The sequence below is a fragment of the Rouxiella aceris genome, from assembly GCF_012933545.1.
GTDB classification, from domain to species: Bacteria; Pseudomonadota; Gammaproteobacteria; order Enterobacterales; family Enterobacteriaceae; genus Rouxiella; species Rouxiella aceris.
In genome coordinates, this window is sequence record NZ_JAADJU010000001.1 from 557,461 (window position 1) to 581,698 (window position 24,238).

Annotated in this window: 19 protein-coding genes and 1 riboswitch; of the genes, 6 read left to right on the forward strand and 13 right to left on the reverse strand. The window is 52.1% G+C overall.

Annotated features, from left to right (window positions below; genetic code table 11):
* Positions 1-29 precede the first annotated feature (29 nt).
* From GW590_RS02470 to parC, 4 genes are all read right to left on the reverse strand, one after another.
* Positions 30-3,140 (reverse strand): phage tail protein, encoded by a 3,111-nt coding sequence (locus GW590_RS02470; protein ID WP_169401421.1) that lies wholly within the window; start codon positions 3,138-3,140, stop codon positions 30-32.
* Positions 3,141-3,481: 341 nt separating this feature from the next.
* The gene (gene ftsP, locus GW590_RS02475) at positions 3,482-4,903 is read right to left on the reverse strand and encodes a cell division protein FtsP (protein ID WP_169401422.1); all 1,422 of its coding nucleotides are present in this window, start codon (positions 4,901-4,903) and stop codon (positions 3,482-3,484) included.
* Between the two features lie 186 nt (positions 4,904-5,089).
* On the reverse strand, positions 5,090-5,833 hold the full coding sequence (locus GW590_RS02480; protein WP_169401423.1) for a 1-acylglycerol-3-phosphate O-acyltransferase: 744 nt from the start codon (positions 5,831-5,833) through the stop codon (positions 5,090-5,092).
* Between the two features lie 286 nt (positions 5,834-6,119).
* On the reverse strand, positions 6,120-8,393 hold the full coding sequence (gene parC / locus GW590_RS02485) for a DNA topoisomerase IV subunit A (RefSeq protein ID WP_169401424.1): 2,274 nt from the start codon (positions 8,391-8,393) through the stop codon (positions 6,120-6,122).
* 327 nt (positions 8,394-8,720) lie between these two features.
* Here parC and GW590_RS02490 point away from each other — a divergent pair, with 327 nt between their 5' ends.
* Together GW590_RS02490 and GW590_RS02495 are read left to right on the forward strand one after the other, a co-directional pair.
* Positions 8,721-9,308, forward strand: coding sequence for an NAD(P)H-dependent oxidoreductase (locus GW590_RS02490; protein ID WP_169401425.1), 588 nt, complete (start codon positions 8,721-8,723; stop codon positions 9,306-9,308).
* Between the two features lie 84 nt (positions 9,309-9,392).
* Positions 9,393-9,698: a putative quinol monooxygenase gene (locus GW590_RS02495; protein WP_169401426.1), complete on the forward strand. Its 306-nt coding sequence runs from the start codon at positions 9,393-9,395 to the stop codon at positions 9,696-9,698.
* Between the two features lie 252 nt (positions 9,699-9,950).
* On the opposite strand, the gene parE is transcribed toward GW590_RS02495, so the two are convergent.
* The 5 genes from parE to nudF form a co-directional block, all read right to left on the reverse strand.
* On the reverse strand, positions 9,951-11,846 hold the full coding sequence (gene parE, locus GW590_RS02500; protein WP_169401427.1) for a DNA topoisomerase IV subunit B: 1,896 nt from the start codon (positions 11,844-11,846) through the stop codon (positions 9,951-9,953).
* 77 nt (positions 11,847-11,923) lie between these two features.
* A complete protein-coding gene (yqiA, locus tag GW590_RS02505) occupies positions 11,924-12,505 on the reverse strand; it encodes an esterase YqiA (RefSeq protein WP_169401428.1) in 582 nt (193 codons plus the stop codon).
* Positions 12,505-13,332 (reverse strand): 3',5'-cyclic-AMP phosphodiesterase, encoded by an 828-nt coding sequence (cpdA, locus tag GW590_RS02510; protein WP_169401429.1) that lies wholly within the window; start codon positions 13,330-13,332, stop codon positions 12,505-12,507. The genes yqiA and cpdA overlap by 1 nt, the downstream gene beginning before the upstream one ends.
* A gap of 27 nt (positions 13,333-13,359) precedes the next feature.
* Complete coding sequence (locus tag GW590_RS02515; protein ID WP_169401430.1) at positions 13,360-13,785, reverse strand: DUF1249 family protein; 426 nt, start codon at positions 13,783-13,785, stop codon at positions 13,360-13,362.
* A complete protein-coding gene (gene nudF / locus GW590_RS02520) occupies positions 13,782-14,417 on the reverse strand; it encodes an ADP-ribose diphosphatase (protein ID WP_169401431.1) in 636 nt (211 codons plus the stop codon). The genes GW590_RS02515 and nudF overlap by 4 nt, the downstream gene beginning before the upstream one ends.
* A 227-nt stretch (positions 14,418-14,644) precedes the next feature.
* On the opposite strand from nudF, the gene tolC reads away from it, so the two are divergent.
* The 3 genes from tolC to GW590_RS02535 all read left to right on the forward strand — a co-directional run bounded on the left by tolC (position 14,645) and on the right by GW590_RS02535 (position 18,338).
* Positions 14,645-16,111, forward strand: coding sequence for an outer membrane channel protein TolC (tolC, locus tag GW590_RS02525; protein ID WP_169401432.1), 1,467 nt, complete (start codon positions 14,645-14,647; stop codon positions 16,109-16,111).
* Positions 16,112-16,509: 398 nt separating this feature from the next.
* Positions 16,510-17,175 carry a DUF1190 family protein gene (locus tag GW590_RS02530; RefSeq protein ID WP_169401433.1) on the forward strand — a complete coding sequence of 222 codons (666 nt, stop codon included), beginning with the start codon at positions 16,510-16,512 and terminating at the stop codon, positions 17,173-17,175.
* Positions 17,176-17,177: 2 nt separating this feature from the next.
* The gene (locus GW590_RS02535; RefSeq protein WP_169401434.1) at positions 17,178-18,338 is read left to right on the forward strand and encodes a glutathionylspermidine synthase family protein; all 1,161 of its coding nucleotides are present in this window, start codon (positions 17,178-17,180) and stop codon (positions 18,336-18,338) included.
* Between the two features lie 60 nt (positions 18,339-18,398).
* Here GW590_RS02535 and ygiD read toward each other — a convergent pair whose 3' ends face one another.
* The 3 genes from ygiD to ribB all read right to left on the reverse strand — a co-directional run bounded on the left by ygiD (position 18,399) and on the right by ribB (position 21,955).
* Entirely contained in the window at positions 18,399-19,187 is a 789-nt protein-coding gene (ygiD, locus tag GW590_RS02540) for a 4,5-DOPA-extradiol-dioxygenase (protein WP_169401435.1), read from the reverse strand.
* A gap of 192 nt (positions 19,188-19,379) precedes the next feature.
* A complete protein-coding gene (locus GW590_RS02545) occupies positions 19,380-20,921 on the reverse strand; it encodes a phosphoethanolamine transferase (RefSeq protein ID WP_169401436.1) in 1,542 nt (513 codons plus the stop codon).
* 380 nt (positions 20,922-21,301) lie between these two features.
* A complete protein-coding gene (ribB, locus tag GW590_RS02550) occupies positions 21,302-21,955 on the reverse strand; it encodes a 3,4-dihydroxy-2-butanone-4-phosphate synthase (RefSeq protein ID WP_169401437.1) in 654 nt (217 codons plus the stop codon).
* A gap of 134 nt (positions 21,956-22,089) precedes the next feature.
* A riboswitch (FMN riboswitch) is annotated at positions 22,090-22,278 on the reverse strand.
* A gap of 134 nt (positions 22,279-22,412) precedes the next feature.
* On the opposite strand from ribB, the gene ubiK reads away from it, so the two are divergent.
* Entirely contained in the window at positions 22,413-22,682 is a 270-nt protein-coding gene (ubiK, locus tag GW590_RS02555) for a ubiquinone biosynthesis accessory factor UbiK (RefSeq protein ID WP_169401438.1), read from the forward strand.
* A gap of 121 nt (positions 22,683-22,803) precedes the next feature.
* On the opposite strand, the gene hldE is transcribed toward ubiK, so the two are convergent.
* The gene (hldE, locus tag GW590_RS02560; protein WP_169401439.1) at positions 22,804-24,231 is read right to left on the reverse strand and encodes a bifunctional D-glycero-beta-D-manno-heptose-7-phosphate kinase/D-glycero-beta-D-manno-heptose 1-phosphate adenylyltransferase HldE; all 1,428 of its coding nucleotides are present in this window, start codon (positions 24,229-24,231) and stop codon (positions 22,804-22,806) included.
* Positions 24,232-24,238: the final 7 nt, after the last annotated feature.

A 24,238-nucleotide genomic window follows, 5' to 3' on the forward strand; every position in this document is an offset into this window, starting at 1 on the left:
AGGAAATATTTAGTTTTATTAATTGGTTACTACCGGCAGTCCATATCTTTTTCTGCAAATATCACAGAAGGTAAGGTACTGATACAACTCGGGCGACTCATATAATCGAGGCTTTCACCAAACAGGCAATGGGTCACGGTTTTTTCCCCGCTTACGCTGTGCGCGCTGGCCTTGACGCTACTCTGTTTGGTTCCGGCGTTGGTGAGTTGCACGGGAATGCGCAGCAGCAAACGTTGATTCGGTTTCAGCACCACGTTGGCATCCAGCAGTTGCTGGTTATCCGTGCCGTTCCAGCTTTTATTGATCCCTTGGCTGATATCACTTTTGTGACTGATGCTCGGCGCGTCAGTGGCACGCAGACCGCGCGGCAACATATATTGCAGCTGGCTGCCGGACAATCCCCATTTACCGGCACGCAGACTCAGGCAGTAGTTAAATGCCTGAGTGCTGATCACCGTTTCGCCGTTATTGACTTCCGGCGACGCAATTTCCAGATGTAGCGCCTGCGCCAGCGGGAAGTTGTCCGTCTGCAATTTTAGTGGTACTTCGCGCTTTAGCTGGCCCAGCACGTCAGCAGACGACCCCAGCAATGCCTGGCTGGTCAGTGTACCTTGCGCATTTTCATCAATTTTCACTGGCAACAACAAGGTGAATCTCTCGCCTTTTTCCAGCACTGGCGTGCCCTCTTTCACCCTAAAAAGATCGGTCTGACTTCCGCTCCCTGTCCACTGCAAATTGAGGCTGGCCGAGACTTTACTGGCATTATCGGGATGCAGATCGGTGTTTTCGGCATCCAGTACCGGCCTGCCGGTACTGCTTAAACCCGTGGGCAAGATAACCTGTGCCATCATCCCTTTGACATCACTGGCCGCCGTGACGCTCAGTTTTAAGCGCAACGTATCCCCCGGCGTGCAGCCATTTGACTGGTCGAGATCGTCGCATGGACTCAGGCTGAGATCGGCATCTTTAAACAGCGGTGTCAGATACTTATTGTCACTCGACACCAGATTGCCGGCAACATCGGTACTGTTGATATGCAGCACCCAGGATTTATTCAGATCGAGTCCGCGCAGCAGGGCAGTAAAAAAACCGTTGCCATCCAGGGTGACCGGTTGGCTGCTTTGCCAGGATGTCGCGCCGACTTCCTGCCACTGGATCACGGTCAGCAGTTTATCTTGCTCACTGTCAGTCACCCGTGCTTTTACCTCGATATTGCTATCTACCAGCGCGAGCGGCTGGTCTTTATCCCAGGAAATAACCGGTTTATCTTTTTTATAAATCACCCTGGATTCAGGCAGCCACTTACTGGCATTTCCCGCTTTGTCTGTAGCATTGAGGGTAAATCGATAGGTCAGGCCCGGTGATAACGTGACCTTCTCACTCCATTGATTGCCATTTTGTTTTGCCGCCTTATATTGCCAGCTCACGCCATTATCACTGGTCCAACTGAGGGATCCTTTTGCCACGCCTGAGGCGGCGTCAGTGGCGGTCATCGCTGGTGACACCTCGGCATGGGTCAGCCAGTATGTTTTACCCGGTTTAATCTCACCCGCCCAGGCGACAGTGGGCGCAACATTATCAATCTCAATAAAGGTTGCCTGCTGGTGTTCCGTCCACGGGGAGAGATTACCGGCGACATCTTCTAGCTGTGCCTGGATCTCGTACGCCCGACCTACGGGTTCCAGCACCAGCTCGGCCTGCCAGTGGTTACCCGCCCCGCTAAGATGGACCTCCTTCCATGGCTGAAAATTGCCGTTGTTGTAGGGGGAGTAACGCAGCTTGCCACCTTTGATACCAGCAAAATTGTCATGGCCGTTGACGGAAACCGTGACCCGCGAATTATTGACCCAACGCGTTTGGTTTGCATAGTTGTCCCCACTCCAGCTCACAGTTGGCGGAGTATTATCGAAGCCGACATAGGTGGACGCTGTCCAGTCAGATTTCACTCCATCAACATTGGTTATCTGTGCCTGAAACTCATACAACACACCCGGATTGAGACGCGGTGTCGCCGACCACTGAGTGCCACTGCCCTGCAACGGCATATATTGCCATTTGCCGTCCTTGGCTCGGTAAAACAGCTGTCCACTGTTGATCTCACCGGCGGAATACTCTTTAGTAGCCAGCGTCAGTCTGACATCCGCTTTATTGGTGTACAGCGTTTGGTCATTTTTATACTCGCCGCTCCAGCTGATTTCGGGTTTAATATTCTTATATTTAACAACATGGTAATCGCACGTTGTTCGGTTATTGCCGAGGTCCATACAGATACGCAGGGTGCGCGTTTGCCCGGATTGCCAGATGCCTGAGGTATCCACTGTGGCAGTAAAGCTCTTGCTGGTCGGACTGGGGATAACTTTGGTTTTAGCGGGAAAACCGTCAACCGAGACCGTCATCTTGTCGATATATTTATCCAATCCGCTTTGATAATTTTGGATTTCCACCGGGAACGTCATGCTCTCTTTTTTTATGTGGATTTCACTGGCAAGATTATCGGTGCGGATACGTGGCGAAGGGAGTTGATCCACCACCATCAGACTAAGGGTTCTGTTATATACATGATAACGATGCTTGCCATCTTTCCCCATATTGGCGGCGAGTATCTTTGCATTATAATTTCCCGTTTGCTGAGGAAATATAACCTGGCGATCATAAAAATATCCATCTGTAGCAGGATCTTTCATAATATCATCAGCAATATATTTACCTGTTGCCCGGTCATAAAACTCGGTTAAAAACATATTGCCACTGTAGAATGCTCGACCGCTCATTTTGTAATATTTATCACTACGCTGAACGAGCAAATGTTCAAGAATTTTTCCTTTGCTGTTGTCATAGTTAATCGCTGAAATATCGCCTTTCACTGGATTAATGTATACCTCCCGCGTATCCGAGGCTTCACGATTGGCTCCCGTCCAGATACTGTGAAACAATGTCTGCACTTTTAGCGTGTAGATGTTTTCGGGAGCAAACATTAGTGGATCAATATCATAGTAACTGTCGAATAAATTGCTCCCCGCCGCACAGTAATAATCCCCACGATTAATGCGAAAGGTAAAAATACATCTTTCTGCCGTAAATGCATCGCCATCACGAACATCTATTTTATATTCTAGTTTATCCCCCAGATTTCTATACACTCTATCCCCATTATTCCCCTGGGGCTTAGTATATTTAACTGAAAAATTCTCTGCACTTACAGGGCTAAATATCCCTATCAAGGCAACTGCGAAAATCACTCTTAATACAACTTTTATTTGCCCATAAAACATACCATCATCTCCTTACGGTTAAAAAGGCAGGCTAAAAGAGGGTGTGTCGTATTAATAGGCTTCTATTGTCTATGGCGAATAAACTTGCAGAATAAAAAAGCAGATATCCGTTGCCAGTGGTAGCAAGCTAACCGCTACTTGCTGGCAGGTTTTAATGGCGAGTCATATCAGGGATGTAACAGGAGCAGTCAACGCGTAAACGGCACAAATTACGGGGCAAGCATGGGTTGCACCACCAGTTGGCCCATGCTGCCGCGGTCGGCCAACTCCAGCGTCTGGCTGTAGTATAAGAACGGGAAGTGCTCATAGGAAGGTTGATTGAAATACACCAGCAACTCCACCTCACCGTCAACCCAGACGGTATCCTTGAATCCGGCATCCTCCACCAGCGGAGCAGCACCGTTAACGGATTTCACCATAAAGACCACCCCCTGCACGTGAAAAGGCTGTGGCAGATCGGCGTGGATGGTCCAGCGTTCCCAGGTGCCTTGCATGGCCTGCACATCGGTTCTGGCGATATCAAATACCGAGCCGTTAATGCCCGGCTGGCGGTCGCCAAGGCGGAAATCGCGGCTACGCACCACGCTGCCGGTGATCAGTTGATCGGGCAATAAGCGCATAGGCAGATTATCGGTGACCAACGGCAACAGGCCGGTAGGTTTCAAGGTCAGTACCAGCGTTGATACCAAAATACTGGACGGCTGAAACAGTCCGCGCAGACGATCCATAATGCCCGCCGCTTCACCGGCAGAAATCGATACTTCATCGCCCTGCGACATATCAATCAGCACTTCGCGACGCTCACCAGGAGCCAGCGACAGCCGCTGCACACTTACCGGTGCTGGCAGGAAGCCAAGATCGGAGGCCACCACATGAAAGGCACGGCGGTCACTCATCGTCAGCTCATAGCGGCGAGCATTAGAGGCATTAAGCAACCGCAGGCGCACCCAACCTCGGGAAACCTGGACATACGGCCCCTGTACGCCGTTAACCAACATGGTGTCACCAAAGAACCCGCCGCTGGATGGCGTGTCATATTGCGGCACGCCAAAGCTATCCAGGCGTTTGTCCTGGATAATGATCGGGAAATCATCAACACCATAGTGGTTGGGTAACGGCAGATTTTTGCTGACTTCATCTTCCACCAGCCACATCCCCGCCAGGCCATTGTAAACCTGGGCAGCCATATGGTCTGGCGTATTGGCCTGATACCAGCAGGTAGCGGCCGGTTGGCGGATCGGTAACACCGGCGACCAGTCACTGCCCGGCGACATCATGCGCGCACCGCCACCGGTCAGGGTGCCGGGGACCTGCAAACCGCTGATGGTCACCGAGGTCGGCACCGGCAAGCGGTTACTGTAAATCAGTTTGACATCATCACCGCTGAACACCCGCACCGTCGGCCCAAGGTACATGCCATTAAAACCCCATACCGGAGCTTTGGCACCGCCGAGAAAAGACCAGTGGGACTGTTGCAGAGTAAGGAAAAGCGGCTGCCCGCGGCGCGATTCAATCAGCGGCGGAACAGGCAAGACGGGTTGCGAGTCGCTGGCATATGCCCTCAGTGGCAATGATCCAGCGGCAAGCGCCATGCCAGATGCCTGTAAAAAGGTGCGACGACTGAGGGACATATCTTCTCCATAAGAGCAAAATCAAAGCGGTAGTCTACGCACGCTAACCTTCAATGGTGACGTGCGCTAAAATAATCACCCTCGGTTAGCAGAGATAAAACGCAACCGATAATCCCATTCTGGTGATTTAACGTCTGCCTCGGGCCGGTGCAGAAGGCCCAAAGCAGAGCAGTGGTATGGGTACCGCTATTTTTTATTCGTCATTGCCGCTTCGCGCGCCGCAACTTCGGCATCCAACTCGGCGATTTTTTCGCCCATCATCTGCCGGCAGTGCTCAGCCAGCTCGCGCAAACGCTCTTTGCCATATTGTGAGGTATCCACCGGCGGCAACATTTCAATAATAACCAGACCATTAGACCAGCGATTGAGTTTGATTTTATTGCTGGTATTGGAGACGCAAATCGGCACAATCGGCACGCCAGCCGCAATGGCCGCATGAAAAGCCCCGGTTTTAAAAGGCATCAAGCCGCGTCCCCGGCTACGTGTTCCTTCCGGAAACATCCAGATAGAGATATCTTTCTTTTTAAACTGCTCAACAACCTGCGAGATGGTGCCATGCGCCTTGGCACGGTTATCACGATCAATCAGCAGGTTACCGGTCAGCCAGTAGAGCGGGCCGAAAAAGGGGATCCACAGCAGGCTTTTTTTGCCCACGGTCACCGTTCTTGGCTGAACCATACTGGACGCGGTCACCATATCGTAATTGTTCTGGTGATTGGCGATATAGATACAGTTACCGTAGTGTGCCGCATCAGGTGGGGTGCGCTTTTCAACCTTCAGGCCAAATATGGGTGCCAAGCCGCCAAAAAGATGACCGAAAGTCGCTACATGTTTTGGATTTCTTGGGCTGAAAAGGCAATAAATCGAACCGAAAATGCACACCAGAATTGAGAAAACCACGACATAAATAAAGCGAAAAATAAGTAACATAACACCCTCTTAAGCATACAACCGAAGCCAAACCAGGTCTGACCCTGTCGTTCCTTTGCCGCTGGGCTATTCTCGGGCCTCAGCAGGCTCTATACAATAGTTATTCTTCTCCCGCAGAGAGTTTTTCTTAATCCAAATAATTTATCGCGGCAAAAATGTAAATTATTTGCGCTGCGGCGCAAGATTATCAGCAGACTCCGCAACTTACCCCTCCGCGCCACGCGCTTTGGCAACCCAGGGCTTTCAGGGCAACGAAGTGCCCCAAAAGCCCTGACCAGGCACGCAATTACTCTTCGCTATTGCCAGTTGCAGGGCGCGCCGGGGTGTCGATTTCAACGCGGTCAACGTTCTGTAGCCCTCGCGGCAACAGCGTGCCTTTACGACCCCGTTCGGCACAGTATTTCTGCAAATCCTCAGGACGCAGGGTCAACTTGCGTTTACCGGCATATAAGGTGATTGACGTCTGCGGTGACAATACCAGCAACCAGGCCAGTTTGTCCTCACCGGATGCCGCCTGCGCCGCCGGGATCGAGACGATCTTGTTGCCTTTGCCTTTTGACAACTGCGGCAAATCGGCAACCGGGAACAACAGCATACGACCGACACTGGTGATCGACAGCAGCATCGCTTCGTCGTCAGTCAGTTCGATCGGCGGCAACACTTTCGCATTGTCCGGCAAGGAAATCATCGCCTTGCCCGCGCGGTTACGAGCCACCAGATCGTTAAAGGTACAGACAAAACCGTAACCGGCATCGGAGGCCATCAACAGTTTCTGATCGTCTGCGGCCATCAGCACCTGCTGAATAGTGGCACCCGGCGGCGGCGTCAGTTTGCCGGTTAACGGCTCACCCTGACCTCGCGCCGAAGGCAGCGTATTGCTATCGAGCGCGTAGCTGCGCCCGGTGGAGTCGATAAACACCACCGGCTGGTTACTCTTGCCTCGAGCGGCACTGCGGAAGCTGTCACCCGCCTTATAGCTTAGCCCAAGCGGGTCTATATCGTGGCCTTTGGCACCACGTACCCAGCCCATTTCAGACAATACGACTGTGACCGGCTCAGACGGAATAAAGTCATGCTCGCTCATCGCCTTGGCTTCGCTGCGTTCGATAATTGGCGAACGACGATCGTCACCGTAGGCTTCGGCATCGGCCTGAATTTCTTTGCGGATCAGCGTACTCAATTTACGTTCTGAAGCCAGCAGCGACTGCAGTTGGTCACGCTCTTTCGCCAGTTCATCCTGCTCACCGCGGATCTTCACCTCTTCGAGTTTGGCCAGGTGGCGCAATTTCAATTCGAGGATCGATTCTGCCTGGGTATCACTGAGCCCAAAGCGCGCCATCAACACCGGCTTGGGTTCATCTTCGCTGCGAATGATATGGATGACTTCGTCAATATTGAGGAAGGCGATCAATAAGCCTTCTAAAATATGCAGACGCTTCAACACTTTATCCAGACGGAAATTCAGGCGACGGCGGACGGTATCACGACGGTAGGATAACCATTCGGTAAGGATCTCCAGCAAGCCTTTGACCTGCGGGCGGTTATCCAGACCGATCATATTCATATTGATGCGGTAGCTACGTTCAAGATCGGTAGTGGCGAACAGATGATTCATCACCTGCTCGAGATCGACACGATTAGTACGCGGCACAATCACCAGCCGCGTTGGATTTTCATGATCCGATTCGTCACGCAAGTCATCTACCATCGGCAGTTTCTTGGCGCGCATCTGGCTGGCAATCTGCTCCAGCACCTTGGCGCCGGAGACCTGATGCGGCAACGCGGTGATCACCGCACTGCCGTCTTCTTTTTTCCATAGCGCGCGCATGCGCACCGAGCCTTTGCCCGACTCATAAATTTTGCGTATTTCATTACGCGGCGTAATTATTTCGGCTTCAGTAGGGAAGTCCGGTCCCTGCACATACTCCAGCAGGTCCTCGAGCGAACTGCCCGGCTTCTCAAGCAGCGCCACCAGGGCATTGGCAATTTCACGCAGGTTATGCGGCGGAATATCCGTCGCCATACCGACGGCAATACCGGTGGTGCCATTGAGCAGAATATTCGGCAGACGCGCAGGCAGCATTTTCGGCTCCTGCATGGTGCCGTCAAAGTTTGGCACCCAGTCGGCGGTGCCCTGCGCCAATTCACGCAGCAGCACTTCGGCATATTTCGACAGCCGTGATTCGGTATAACGCATGGCAGCAAAGGATTTCGGATCATCCGGTGCCCCCCAGTTGCCCTGACCGTCCACCAGCGTATAGCGATAGGAGAACGGCTGTGCCATCAGCACCATGGCTTCATAGCAGGCGCTGTCGCCGTGTGGATGATACTTACCCAACACGTCACCCACGGTACGGGCGGATTTTTTAAACTTGGCGCTATTGCTCAGGCCCAGCTCGGACATGGCATAAATAATGCGACGCTGAACCGGCTTCAGGCCGTCGCCAATGTACGGCAATGCCCGATCCATGATCACGTACATGGAGTAGTTGAGATAGGCATTCTCGGTAAAGGTGTGCAGCGCTAAACGCTCTGTACCATCATGAGTCATTTCACTCATTACTTTTTATCCTCAGACCCGTGGCACTCTTGTGCTGGAAAATAGACGTTCTGGAAAATACGGAGGCCTGCTTACAGACACGCACAGGCGTGGTCGCACAAGGCGATGATGTTCGCGATAGTACATCATATGGCGTATTGCTGTCACAGTTGCTGTGCGATGAGCCGCGTTTGTGGCGACGATCATCAACGCAGATAGTGATGTAATATCGATAACTTCGAGGCTTTATTGCATATTTAGCAACAGTATTGTGCTCTGGCGCACATTTTTTCTACCTGCGATTTTCGGTACACTCTCTGGCAATAGTTTACTAACGAGGTCAATGCCATGAGCAACATACTGATTATTAATGCGGGCAAAGCATTTGGACATTCAAAAGGTGTCCTCAACAGCAGCCTGACCGAGGTTGCCGACACCTTTCTGCGCGACGCCGGGCACAGCGTACGCGTAACCCATATCGAAGCGGGTTATGATATCGAAGCAGAAGTTGAGAGCTACCTGTGGGCTGACGCGGTGATCTACCAGATGCCGGGTTGGTGGATGGGCGCGCCCTGGACGATGAAAAAATATATTGATGAAGTCTTTACCATCGGTCACGGCAAGCTGTACGCCAGCGACGGTCGCACTCGTTCCGATGAGTCGAAAAAGTACGGCTCTGGCGGTCTGATCCAGGGTACGGCTTATATGCTGTCAGTCACCTGGAACGCCCCCGTTGAGGCTTTTGAAGATAAAGACCAGTTCTTCCACGGCGTCGGCGTTGATGGCGTTTATCTGCCTTTCCATAAAGCCAATCAGTTCCTCGGCATGGATACGCTGCCAACCTTTATGTGTAATGATGTGATTAAGCAGCCGGATATCGACGGTGATTTCGCCCGTTATCGTGCCCATTTAGACAATGTGTTTGGCAACGCCTGAGCACACTGTCACTATCAAGATGCGCCATCGGAGTGGGTCAGAGACAACCGGGACCCACAGTATCAAGGGTAAATCGAGGTTTTTATGATCACCGTTATTGCTGAAATCATCATTAAGCCGGGCCGTCGTAACGCCGTATTGGAAAAAATCACCCATTTGCTGCCCCAGGTGCTGGCAGAAAAAGGCTGTCATCGCTACGAGCCTTTTATTGACGTCAAAGGGCAGATCCCCTGGCGCCATAGCGCGCCTGATTCGATCTTTATGCTCGAGGAGTGGCAAAGCATGGCTCATCTGGAAGATCATCAGCAAGCGGCGCATATGCACAGCCATCGTGAAAATATTAAAAACGATGTGCAGGAAGTGAAAATCAATATTATCGAAAAAGCCTGATCCTGCTGATGGCAGATAAAAAAAACGGAGATGCTTAACGCACTCCGGTTCAGACTGCTGACAAAGTTCGTTATTAGGGAGAGTGCACCGTTGGGGTCGTAGCGGGCTTGCCCGCCGGAGCGCCCCTAGGTGTGCTATGCCCGGGTATCTCGATCATCAAGACGACTTGGTCATCAAACTCAACCGGAGATGCTTAACGCACTCCGGTTTTTTTATAGGGCAGCCCTGCCGCCTGCTATCAGCAACAAAAACTCAAACCGACAATTCCGCGGTATCGCCCTTATCTTGCAGCCAGTTACGGCGATCTTCAGAGCGTTTTTTCGCCAACAACATATCCATCATGCGCAGCGTCTGCTCAACGTTTTCTTCGCTGATGGTCAGTTGCACCAGACGGCGGGTGTTGGGATCCAGCGTGGTTTCACGCAGTTGCAGCGGGTTCATCTCGCCCAGCCCTTTGAAGCGCTGTACATTGGGTTTACCCTTTTTGCGTTTAAGCTGTTCCAGCACGCCGGTTTTCTCTTCTTCATCCAGCGCATAGAACACTTCTTTGCCCAGGTCGATGCGATACAGCGGCGGCATGGCAACATACACATGTCCATCGCGTACCAGCGCGCGGAAGTGGCGAACAAACAGCGCACACAGCAGCGTCGCGATATGCAGACCATCGGAGTCGGCATCGGCGAGAATACAAATCTTGCCGTAGCGCAGCTGGCTTAAATCTTCGCTGTCCGGATCGATGCCGATCGCCACGGAAATATCGTGAACTTCCTGCGAGGCCAGCACTTCATCAGAGGAGACTTCCCAGGTGTTAAGGATCTTGCCTTTCAGCGGCATGATCGCCTGATATTCGCGGTCTCGCGCCTGCTTGGCCGATCCACCGGCGGAATCCCCTTCCACCAGAAAGAGTTCGGTCATTTTTAAATCTTGCGAGGTACAGTCCGCCAGCTTGCCAGGCAGTGCCGGTCCGCTGGTCAGCTTTTTACGTACCACTTTTTTTGCGGCACGCATACGGCGCTGGGCGCTGGAAATCGCCAGCTCGGCCAGCTGTTCCGCCGCCTGCACGTTCTGGTTGAGCCACAGGCTAAAGGCGTCTTTCACCACGCCGGAAACAAAGGCCGCACACTGACGGGAAGAGAGACGCTCTTTGGTCTGCCCGGCAAACTGCGGATCCTGCATTTTTACCGACAACACATAGGCACAGCGATCCCAGATATCATCTGCCGACAGCTTGACGCCGCGTGGCAGGATATTGCGGTATTCACAAAACTCGCGCATGGCGTCAAGCAAACCCTGACGCAGACCGTTAACGTGGGTACCGCCCTGCATGGTCGGGATCAGGTTAACGTAGCTTTCGGTCAGCATTTCGCCGCCTTCCGGCAGCCATAACAGCGCCCAGTGAACCGCTTCGGTCTCGCCGGAAAATGCGCCGACAAAAGCCGTTTCCGGCAGGGTAACCAGGCCGTTGACCGCTTCCATCAGGTAATCGGTCAAACCGTCCTGATAGCACCAGCGTTGTTCGGTATTATTAAGCTGATCTTTAAAAACGATTTCGACCCCGGGGCACAGCACCGCTTTGGCCTTCAGCAAATGGCTGAGGCGGCTGACCGAAAAACGCGGGCTGTCAAAAAAGCTCTCATCGGGCCAGAAATGGACGCTGGTACCGGTATTACGTTTACCGACGGTGCCGATAACGGTCAGATCTTCAACTTTATCGCCGTTCTCAAATGCCATGGCATAAACTTGCGCATCGCGGCGCACGGTGACTTCTACCCGTTTCGACAGGGCGTTGACCACCGAGATGCCGACGCCGTGCAAGCCACCGGAAAACTGATAGTTTTTATTGGAAAACTTGCCACCGGCATGCAAACGGCAAAAAATCAGCTCTACCGCCGGGATCCCTTCATCCGGATGGATATCCACCGGCATACCGCGACCATCGTCGATCACTTCCAGGGACTGGTCGGGGTACAGGATCACTTCAATACGACGGGCATGACCCGCCAGCGCCTCATCGACGCTGTTATCGATAACTTCCTGCCCAAGATGGTTGGGACGGCTGGTATCGGTATACATGCCGGGACGGCGACGCACAGGTTCAAGGCCGCTAAGAACCTCAATAGAATCCGCGTTATAAGTTGATTGGCTCATCTGGTATTAATTCGTGGCTCTGGTTGTGAGTGAACGATTCTGTTGTTGGCAAACATGGCGTGAGTGGCTCGCAAAACTTAATCTGTAGCCAACCCCAGGAAATCCACAATCGGTGAGAAATAACGTTCAAAGCCGACAAAAGCGTGGTTGCCCTCAGGTTCTATCGTTTGGCGGCATAGCGCGTAGTACGCCACGGCCTGCCGATAGTCGAGGATTTCGTCGCCGGTTTGCTGGAGTAACCAAAGTAAATCCGGTGACTCCAACGGCTCGATCTGCATCACTTTGAGATCGTAAACATGGCGTGACTCTAACACATATTGCTGGCCGGTGTAGGGGTTGTGATTGAGTCCGAGAAAGTCGATTAACAGTTCATATGGCCGCACGGCGGGATTAACCACTACCGCCGGCAAGGTAAAGCATTGAGAAAGCCAGGTCGCATAGTAGCCACCGAGAGAAGAACCGACAATACCGATTTTCTCACCCGATCGGCTCATCACCAGCGTTTCCAGCTGCTCGGCAGCTTCGGCCGGATAAGGCAGCAGCGTGGGGATCAGCATCTCGATCTGCGGATGGTGTTCTGCCAGCCAGTGCTGCAAGGCCATGGCCTTCGCTGACTGGGGGGAACTGTTAAAACCATGCAGATATAGCAATGTGCTCATCAGTAGCCTTCCGAATCGGAATCTGGGCGAAATTCATCGCTCTGCAAGCGACAGACTTCCGTTTCCACTCGACCATCGGGATGCAGCGTCAGATAGCGCCAACCGGGAGCCAGGGTATCGAGGGTAAAATTGGTGCAATGCGGTTTGAACTGCACGCAGGTTGACGGTGTGGCATACAGACGTCTGCCGTACCAGTCGAGGTCCAGCTCCTGGTGGATATGACCGCACAGCAGGGTGGTGACCTTGGGGTAGTTCTGCAGCACCCGCGCCAGCGTATGGGCATTGCGCAGGCTGTGTTGATCCAGCCAGGTACAACCCGACGGCAGCGGATGATGGTGCAGCATAATCAGCGTAAAGCGCTGCGGCTGCTCATCAAGACAGCGCTTCATCCACTCCAGCTGATACTCGCTGAGCTCGCCATGGGGAACGCCAAATACCTGCGTATCCAGTAACAGGATCTGCCAGTTGTCGCCGAGCAGCACCTGTTTCGACGGATGGATCCCGGCCTCGGCCAGGGCGTCAACCATCGCCGGCTGAAAGTCGTGATTTCCCGGTAACCAGACGCAGGGCGCGGCAAAGCGACTCACGCCATGGGCAAAGTGGTGATAGGCCTCTACGGATTGATCCTGAGCCAGGTCACCGGTTGCCGCTATAATGTCAACCTCGCGCTGCTGGGCGCAAATGGCATCCAGCACGGCACGATAGCTGCGCAGCGTATTCACACCCAGCAAGGTCTGATCTTCACCGGCAAAAAGGTGGGTATCTGTAATCTGCAATATCCTGACTTTGGCCCCATCTACCAAAGGCAGTTTAAACAGGCTTTCCAAATTCGGTCCTTTGTTATTGAAGTCTGTCTAACAAACCGGAACTGGCATGGCTCCATGGGCCAGACAATAGCGCAGCCAATCAGCAAGAAACTGGTTAATTTGATGCTTTTCGTCGCGCTGATGCAACTTTTTATTAGGATAATCATAGCTTGCTTTGAAGCGGAAGATCTGTTGGCTTGCACACACTTCGGCAACCATCGCATCGTGGTAGAGCCGCACGCTCATCGAGGGCAGGCTCCAATAGCTGACAGCGGGTAGCGTCTGTTTGATCTCCACCAGCGAGGTATAGCGTGTCGATTCCAGAATTTTCAACTGATAGGTGGCGGCAGGCACCTGATAAATCACCGTTTGTCCGACCTCATCGTTGCGCGGCAATAAACGGCGCAATTGTGCAAAATTGGTTTCGCACAATCTCATCATTTCAGGAAAATCGGGAACATAGCGCTTAATCATTCGTTAACCCATTCTTTTCTTAAGGATTCATGGTGCAGAGCCAGCCACTGTAAGGCAATCACTGACGCGGCATTATCTATCGCTCCTTCTTCCACCCAGCGGTAAGCCTGTTCCCGGCTGACCACATGCACCTGGATGTCTTCATTTTCGGTTTCCAGACCATGAATTCCTGTTGCCGTCGAGGCATCGACCTCACCCACCATAATAGAAAGACGCTCACTGGTGCCACCCGGACTTGCCAGATAACTCAGCATAGGTTTACAGCGTCCAATCACAATGCCGGCTTCTTCCAACGCTTCACGGCGGGCGACATCTTCTACCGATTCGCCCTCTTCGATCATACCGGCGACCATCTCCAGTAGCCAGGGGGTAGCGCTGCTTTCGATGGCCGGCAGTCGTATCTGTTCGATCAGTACCACTTCATCACGCACCGGATCATAAGGTAGCAGAACCGCAGCATGTCCACGCTCAAAAACTTCACGCACCACCTCGCCACTCATTTCACCATTAAACAGGCGATGACGGAACCGATAAGCGTTAATGGCAAAAAAACCTTTGTAGCGTGTTTCAATCGCAATAATTTCTACATCATTTTTTCCGAAACTTACTGGTGAATCTTTGAATTGCTTCATAACGGGGTCACCCTGTCATCTGTCAAAAGTAAATTAGCGCTCGATCAGGCTATTTTCATAAAGATGCGGTAATAATGATCGCAACTATTTATGATAGATTTGGATCCAACCGCGCGAGATGGCACATTAAGCCACGTATTTTGCTCATTGGTCTCTGCTAGAATCCGCATCTATTGGTTTTAATGACAGCATTAAATAATAACATTGCTGCACTACAAGGAATGCAAATGAAGAAACTGCTCCCTCTTCTGATCGTGTTGGGCCTCGGCGGCTTCAGCACCTTAAGTCAGGCTGAAAATCTCATGCAGGTCTACAAGCAAGCCAGGGAAAGTAACCCGGATTTGCGCGCGTCAGCCGCAACGCGTGATGCTGCATTTGAAAAAATTAACGAATCGCGCAGCCCGTTGCTGCCGCAGTTGGGACTTGGGGTCGATTATAACCATACCAATGGTTATCGCGATGCCAATGGCATCAACAGCAACGTCAGCAGCGGAAGTTTGCAACTGACACAAACGCTGTTTGATATGTCCAAGTGGCGTGCCCTGACCCTGCAGGAAAAAACGGCAGGTATCGCCGATGTGACTTTCCAGACCGCCCAGCAAGCGTTGATTCTGAACACCGCCACGGCCTATTTCAACGTTTTGAGTGCGATTGATGCCCTCTCCTATACCGAAGCACAGAAACAGGCGGTATATCGCGAACTGGATCAGACCACTCAGCGCTTTAACGTCGGCCTGGTTGCCATTACCGACGTGCAAAATGCCCGTTCAACTTATGATACCGTGTTGGCCAATGAAGTGACTGCCCGTAACGCCCTGGACAACTCGCTGGAAGTGTTACGTCAGGTTAGCGGCGTTTATTACCCAGAGCTGGCGTCATTGAATATAGACAACTTTCAGACGCAACGCCCGGAGCCGGTCAATAACCTGTTGAAAGAGTCCGAAAATCGCAACCTGAGCCTGCTTTCTGCCCGCCTGTCTCAGGATTTGGCGCGTGAACAGATCCGCTACTACCAGACCGGGCATATGCCGACGCTCGATTTGACGGCCTCCACCGGGCTGACCAATACCAAATACAACGGCTCAGCTACGCAAAACAGCAACAGCTATAACGATTCCGATGCCGGTCAAAACAAAATTGGCCTCAGCCTGACGGTGCCAATCTACAGCGGCGGTTCCGTCAACTCGCAGGTGAAACAGGCGCAATTCAATTTTGTCTCCGCCAGTGAGCAGTTGGAAAGCGCGCATCGCAGCGTAGTGCAAACCGTCCGTTCTTCCTTTAACAATATTTCAGCCTCTATCAGCAGCATCAACGCCTACAAACAGGCAGTGGTCTCTGCGCAAAGTTCGCTGGATGCCATGGAAGCCGGTTATCAGGTGGGTACCCGCACCATCGTTGACGTGCTGGATGCCACTACTACCCTGTACAATGCCAAACAACAGCTTTCTAGTGCGCGTTATAACTACATGATTAATCAGCTTAATATAAAATCAGCACTGGGTACGCTCAACGAAAACGATTTGCTGGCGCTCAATGGCGCGCTGGGCAAACCGGTGCCAACCAGTCCTGAACAAGTGGCTCCTGAAACGCCGGATCAAAACGCCGTTGCCAATGGGACCAAGTCGGCACCAGCCGCAGCGACCCCGGTCAAGCATAAAAGCGTAAAAAAAGCCGGTAACCCCTTCCAGAACTAAGGGAGTTGCAGGATAAGTAACGTTGCTTATGCAGGCAACGTCACTCAGACCCTAAAACCGCCCACATTCGGGCGGTTAAGACTGCTGACAAAGTCCGTTATTAGGGAGAGTGCACCGTTGGGGTCGTAGCGGGCTTGCCCGCCGGAGCGCCCCCAGGTGTGCTATGCCCGGCTATCTCGATCATCAAGACGACTTTGTTATCAAACTCGACCGCCCACATTCGGGCGGTTTTTCTTTTTCTTTCGCCTTAACTGCCGTAATTTTCCGCTCTGAACGTAAAGTCTCGTAACCTTTGCCATTCCTGCTTTAATAGTAAGCACCTTTCCCTTATTCTTATTCTGTTACAAATTTGACTTATTCTGGGACAGGGCGAAAAGCCCAACTATGGGATCAATACCATGAAACGGACACAAAACATCAATCTGGAGACCTTCCGGAAATCCTGGCGTAGCTCGCGTATGACCCCCGTGGCATTAGCTATCAGCGCCGTATTTATGCTTAGCGCCTGCGAACAAAGCGACGATACCGTAGCGCTGTATAAAAATGCCGATGACTGTAGCAAAGCCAACCCGTCGACCAGTGCCCAATGCACCACCGCATTCAATGCCGCGAAAAAAGAAGCCGAAAAAACGGCCCCCAAATATGCCAATCGCGCCGACTGCGTGGCCGAATTCGGTGAAGCACAGTGTACCCAGGTGCCAGCACAGGCCGGTATGTCTGCCGAATCTCAGCAAAGCGGTGGCAGCATGTGGATGCCTTTAATGGCTGGCTTTATGATGGGAAGAATGATGGGCGGCGGCGGATATGCCCAGCAGCCGTTATTTACCTCGCAGTCGGCGGGCAGCCCGGCCAATGGCAAATTTGTTGATGCCAGCGGTAAAAGCTATGGCCCGGCGACCACCGGCCGCAGCATCAACGTGCCGCCAAGCGCCATGGCCCCGAAACCGGCCACCACCAGCACCGTCACCCGCGGCGGCTTTGGTGAAAGCGTCGCCAAACAAACCTCAATGCAGCGCAGTTCCGCCGCGACTACCCGCATGCCTGCCCGCAGCATGGGTGGCTAAGCATGAAACGTGTAGCCATCAACGAACGGCCAAACTGGCGCGAGAAAGCCACTGAATTCGGTTTTAATTTCCACACCATGTATGGCGAGCCCTACTGGTGTGAAGACGCCTATTATCAGTTTACCCTGGCGCAAATTGAACAAATCGAAGATGCCACCGCCGAGCTGCATCAAATGTGCCTGCAAGTGGTAGAAAAAGTAGTAAACAGCGATACGCTGATGGCGAAATTCCAAATTCCCAAACATTGTTGGGAGTTTGTCAGAGCTTCATGGCGCAACAAGCAGCCCTCGCTCTATTCGCGCATGGATTTGGTCTACGACGGCATTCATCCTCCCAAGCTGCTGGAAAACAATGCCGATACCCCCACGTCACTGTACGAAGCCGCTTTTTTCCAGTGGTTATGGCTGGAAGATCAAATTGCCGCAGGCAATCTGCCGCCGCATGCCGATCAGTACAACAGCCTGCAAGAAAAGCTGATCGCCCGCTTTGCCGAGCTGAAAAACCAGCATGGTTTCTCCTTGCTGCACTTTGCCTGCTGTCAGGATACCGAGGAAGATCGTGGCACCGTGCAATATTTGCAGGACTGCGCACAAGAAGCCGGGCTGGCCAGTGAGTTTTTATTTATAGAAGAAATCGGCCTGGGTGAACGCGGCCAGTTTAGCGATATGCAGGATCAGGTGATTGCCAACCTGTTTAAACTCTATCCCTGGGAGTTTATGTTCCGCGAAGTGTTCTCCACCAAGCTGGAAGATGCCGGTGTGCGTTGGCTGGAACCGGCGTGGAAAGCCATCTTGTCCAATAAGGCCTTGCTGCCGTTGCTGTGGGAAATGTTCCCCCATCACCCCAACCTGCTGGCCGCTTACTTCGCCGAAGATGCGCATCCGCCAATGGATCACTATGTGATCAAGCCGCTGTTCTCCCGCGAAGGGGCCAATATTCGTATTATCGAAAAAGGTCAGGAAGTGGCCAGAGTCGAAGGACCTTATGGCAAAGAAGGCATGATTGTGCAGGAATACTGCCAACTGCCGCGCTTTAATGACAGCTATACCCTGATCGGCAGCTGGCTGGTCAACGATCAGCCCTGTGGCATTGGCCTGCGAGAAGATCGCGCGCTGATCACGCAGGATCTGTCACGCTTCTATCCCCACAGCATTATTGGCTGATCGCCGCGATAAAAAAACGGATAATAGCCTCGGCCATTGTCCGTTTTTATTGCATCAATCTTAGCCAACCTGCACTGACAACATGCTCAGTGAGCCCATCACAATCCCCTGCGTCGGCAGAGTAATTGGCTCAACGCCGTCCCATGCGCCGATAACATACAACAATGGCAGGAAATGATCCGGCGTCGGGTTAGATAACGCCCCGCCCTCTTGCTGCATAAAATTCACCAATGGGTGATCTTTGGCTTCCCCTTTCCAGGCAAGATTGTCGATCACAAACTGGTTAAAAGACACGGCCCAGGGATAAGGCTCGGTATTACCTTCCCATTTCACCATACGTAAGTTGTGCACTACGTTACCGCTGGCAACGATCATCACCCCTTCATCGCGCAACGCCGCCAGTTTCTTGCCCAATTCATAATGGTATTCAGCCGGTTTGGTACCGTCGATGCTCAACTGCACCATTGGGATATCGGCATCTGGATACATTTTGATCACCACGCCCCATGAGCCATGATCAAATCCCCATTCGCTGTGATCGGCCAAAACCTCGACCGGCGCTAACAGTTCCTGAATACGTTTGGCTAATGCTGGTGAACCCGGTGCCGGGTAGCGTTTCTCAAATAACGCCTGCGGAAAGCCGCCAAAATCATGGATAGTGCGCGGATTTTCCATGGCGGTCACCGCGGTGCCACGGGTATACCAGTGGGCGGAAACGGCAACAATGGCCTTCGGACGCGGTAGAGTTGTGCCTAACGCTTCCCAGGTACGGGTGTAGATATTGTCTTCAAGCACGTTCATCGGGCTACCGTGGCCCAAAAACAGTGCGGGCATACGTGAGGCGGTCATAATAGGTTCCTTACCACTCAGGTTAAGAGGCAACAGCCGCGGACTGCGCGGCGGTTCGATAGAAATAAGTTACTCTTTTTCCACGGTGGACACAGCCGGATAAGCGTGATGATGATATTCAATAAATTTGAATGGTAATAGCGATCCTGCCGGGATGCACCAGCCACCGCACCCCAGGGATGGTCAGTAAACTCAGAGGGCAATCTTTTCGTCAGCCAGCCGGGAATAGGCCTCAGTCTGCCCGTTAAATTGAATAATCGTATCCTGATTGCCGCAAGGAGTATCAGCACGCATCGGACAGTCGCGATTGATTAGCTTATCCTCAATGCCCATCCACTCGGCAAATAGCGCTAAAAAATTCATCGCACTTCTCGGCTGCGGGTTAACTTGTCGCTGCTGGCTGTCCGAGGCGGTAATAAACAACGGAATATTATAGTTTTCTTTAAAATTATCGTGATGCGACAAACGCGCATAAGGCGTGTTGGCATCGTCAAATGACAGACCGTGGTCAGAAAAGTACATCATCGACCAGGTTTGACCGCTGGCATTGGCCAAAGCCGCCACCTGGGCCAATAATTGATCGGTTTGTTTGATGCTCTCGATATAACAGGATATTTCTTTCGACTTTCTAAAAACCCCATAACGCCCGTCGGTACGCGTACAGGCATCAGGATGCGAGCCTATCAGATGGATCACCACCAGCTTGCTGGGCCGGGGGTCAGCAATGCCGCCGCCTATTGCCGACAACAATTGGCTATCGGGCAGATAATGGGCATCGTCAGACTCACCATTATGCAGAAACAGTGATTGATCGGCATGTTTACCAATAGAAGCCACCGGCGTGTCATGAACCCCGAGCGATCCCTGGTTGGAGAGCCAGTAGGTATAGAATCCGGCCTTTCTGGCCAGGGTAATAATATTGTTATTAAGCTCGATACGTCCTTGTTGGCGCAGCGCCAGACTGTTTTTTAATGAGGTCTGGGTGGAAGAAGCTGCCGAAATATAGTGTGAAAAGATCTCTCCCGGCGTTGAACTCATAAACGGCGTATTGGCCACCGGGAAACCATAAGCGTGAAGAAAATCGCGACGCGCGCTTTCGCCAATCACCAGAATATGCAGTTGATAACGGGAATCCTTGACTTCAGGATGCCAGCGATCAGGAGTGGTGAGACTGAGTTTTAACAGGGCATTTTGTTCGGCAACCAGACGGTAATTTATCAGGATATCGGTAAACACTCGGAATATTGGCATCCCGTTGCTGGCTAAATTAAACTCACCAGTGGTTAAATATAATTTAACTGGGGTGGATATCATCGATAACACCACTGCCGTAATTGCCAGCCCTCTATATTTAAATCTTTTTATTTTAAAGTTAAAAATGGCCAGCATTAAAAGCACACCAATCAGCGAACAAGCGTAATAAACCCACGGGATAGCGTGAATAAAATCGCCGCCTTCTTTCCGGTTGGAGTAGAACACCGCCAGCACGCCGTTAAAATCGGGAGGACCATAGGTCCAGCCAACGGGCACGTAGCTTGAACTAATAAGACACACCAGGACTAACAGCGCTTGATACAGGCGCGAAGACAGACTGGCAGTGACCATTAGCAACAGGAATAAGGTAATGATATACCCCGGTTTAAATGGATAACCAAAGGATGAACAGGCAAACAGGCAAAATAAAAAAAGCAGTATGACTTTTTTATATTTTTTAATATATAGAGATAAACGCAAAGCTGCACCTAACAGTGACGAATAGATGGCAAAAATATTATCCTTTTATCTTTAAATACCTCATAAACTGTTGATTAATTGCGCGGGTAATTCGCCTCAATAAAACTTATAAAACCTTAATATAAGCTGTTTTACTTTATCCCGTTAATAAATAAAAAGGGCCAGTGTGATCGCACTGGCCCTTCAGACTGCTGACAAAGTCCGTTATTAGGGAGAGTGCACCGTTGGGGTCGTAGCGGGCTTGCCCGCCGGAGCGCCCCTAGGTGTGCTATGCCCGGGTATCTCGATCATCAAGACGACTTTGTCATCAAACTCAAGGGCCAGTGTGTGATCACACTGGCCCTTTTTATTTAATTTATACCTGGTCAAAAAATCGCTAATCAGCCTGCTTGCTGAGTTTGCGACAAACGGTAAGCCACCAGATCTTCAATGGTCACTACCGGCATATTATTTTTATTGGCAAAAACGATCACTTCAGGCGCATGCGCCATGCTGCCATCATCATTGGTCAATTCGCAGAGCACGCCATAAGGGCGTAAACCGGCCAGGCTAACCAGGTCGATGGTGGCTTCAGTATGGCCACGACGGGTTAACACGCCGCCAGGCTGGGCACGCAGCGGAAAAACGTGGCCGGGGCGGTTAAGATCTGTCGGTTTGGCACCATCGGCAATGGCCGCACGCACAGTGGTCAAACGGTCAGCAGCCGACACACCAGTGGTCACGCCTTTGGCGGCTTCGATGGTGACGGTAAAGGCTGTTTGATAATGGCTGGAGTTATGCTCAACCATCATCGGCAACTCAAGTTGCAGGCGACGTTCATCGGTCAGGCACAGGCAAACAATACCGCTACCGTGACGAATGGACAGCGCCATTTGTTCAACGGTCATTTTTTCTGCGGCAAAAATCATGTCGCCTTCATTTTCACGATTTTCGTCATCCAGCACCATAACCCCCTGACCATTACGCAAGGCGGCGAGAGCACGTTCCACGCGTTGAGAAGGGGTACCGAATTCGGAAAGTAGAGTCTGATTCATGGTAAAATAACCTCATAAACACTATGAAAAATAAATGGATTACCAGAATCAGGGCGTCTTGCGGAGTAAGCATAGCCAGCCAAAGCGAGCTATCGCTATAAAATAACGTAGCGGGCATCACGGCCCGATAAATTCGTTACTCTCTCCCATCCGGACTATTACCGTCGGCCCCGGAATTACACCGGATCTGCTGACCTTGAACCGCCGACCAAAGCCGGACAACCCAAGCGCTCGCGGGCTTCCACGATGATGAAAATGTGTTTCATCAATATGTTCTGTGGTTTACCGCCGGTGGGGACTTGCACCCCGCCCTGAGAATAAGCAAGCTAACTATAGCGCCAAAAAAAGGGCAGAGCAATGCTCCCTTTGTGCGATTAAGCTGTGCGCAAAGGTTTATAGAATGGCAGCCAGGGATTACACTATTAAGCATTCCCCTTTTCTTAATAAGGTAACAATAATGATCGACACTAAAAAAATTGAACAAATTGCGCGTCAGGTACATGAAGCCATGCCTAAGGGGATCCGCGAGTTTGGCGAAGATACCGAAAAGAAAGTACGCCAGGTGCTGCAGGCGCAATTTAGCCGGATGGATTTAGTCAATCGAGAAGAGTTTGATGTGCAGACGCAAGTGTTACTGCGTACCCGCGAAAAGCTGGCAGTGCTGGAACAACGTCTGAGCGAACTGGAAGGCAAACTGGCCGCTGGCGCGGAAAAACCGCAGCCATAAACCGCGATCAATGCCCCGGGTTGTTATCCGCCTGGCAAGCCGAGGCGATACAACGGGGAACATTCGTTGGCAAAAAGGCCTGCTGATGCAGGCCCATATTGCCACCCATCACAGCGCAGCGTTATTCCTGCGACCTGATTTGGTTGATGATGCGGGTAGTGGATAAACCATCTTCAAAATTCAGCACTTTGACTTCACCACCTGCCGCCCAGACTTCATCACAGCCGGCAATCTGGTGAGGTTGATAATCCCCGCCTTTTACCAGCAGGTCCGGTAAAATACCGGCAATCAGGCGACGCGGGGTATCTTCTTCAAAACTGACTACCCAGTCAACGGCACCCAGCGCAGCCAGCACGGCCATACGCTGCGCCAGTGGATTTACCGGACGGGTTTCCCCTTTCAGACGTTTGGTTGAGGCATCGCTATTGACCGCAACAATCAGACGATCGCCGAGCTTGCGCGCATTGGCCAGATAAGAGACGTGACCGGCGTGCAAAATGTCAAAAATACCGTTGGTCATCACCACTTTTTCACCGCGTTGCCGCGCCAGGTTAACGGCGAGTTGCAGCTCTTCTTCGCTCATCACACCAAAGCCGCTATCGGCACGGCCATGCACCGCATTTTCCAGCTCAACGGTAGAGACAGTCGAGGTCCCCAGTTTACCCACCACCACGCCAGCAGCGGCGTTAGCCAGGAAACAGGCATCTTCCAGACTGCTGCCGGCAGCAAGCACCGTCGCCAATACGCCGATCACCGTATCACCGGCACCGGTCACATCATAAACTTCCTGGGCCTGAGTCGGCATATGCAGCGGGGCTTTCCCCGGTTGCAACAGAGTCATGCCCTGTTCAGAACGGGTTACCAACAGCGCGGCAAGATCAAAGCGAGCAATCAGCGCCATGCCCTTCTCGACCAGTTGATCTTCATCCTTGCAGGGACCGACCACCGCTTCAAATTCGGAAAGGTTAGGCGTCAGCAGGGTAGCACCACGGTAGCGTTCAAAGTCCGATCCTTTAGGATCGACCAGCACCGGTACACCGGATTTTTTCGCCAGCGCGATCATCGCCTGCACGTCTTTTAATGCCCCTTTGGCATAGTCAGACAGCACCATTGCCCCAGTGTCCGGCAGCGCATGCCGGATTTTTTCCAGCAGCGGCTGCAGGTCAATACCGTCAAATCCCTCTTCAAAATCAAGACGGATCAACTGCTGGTTACGGGAAAGCACGCGCAGTTTGGTAATGGTAGGATGGGTAGGCACCGCCAAAAAATCACAGCTGACCTTGACTGCGCTCAGGCGCTCGCTCAACGCGCGGGCGGCATCATCGGCACCGGTCAGGCCAATCAACTGCGAACGAGCACCGAGAGAGGCGATATTCATGGCGACGTTTGCCGCACCGCCTGGACGCTCTTCTATGGTACTGACCTTAACAACCGGTACCGGCGCTTCCGGCGAGATGCGGCTGGTGGGGCCATACCAGTAGCGGTCCAGCATTACATCACCGACCACCAAAACTCCGGCACGGTGAAACTCAGGCAAAGTCACTTTCATCCGACAC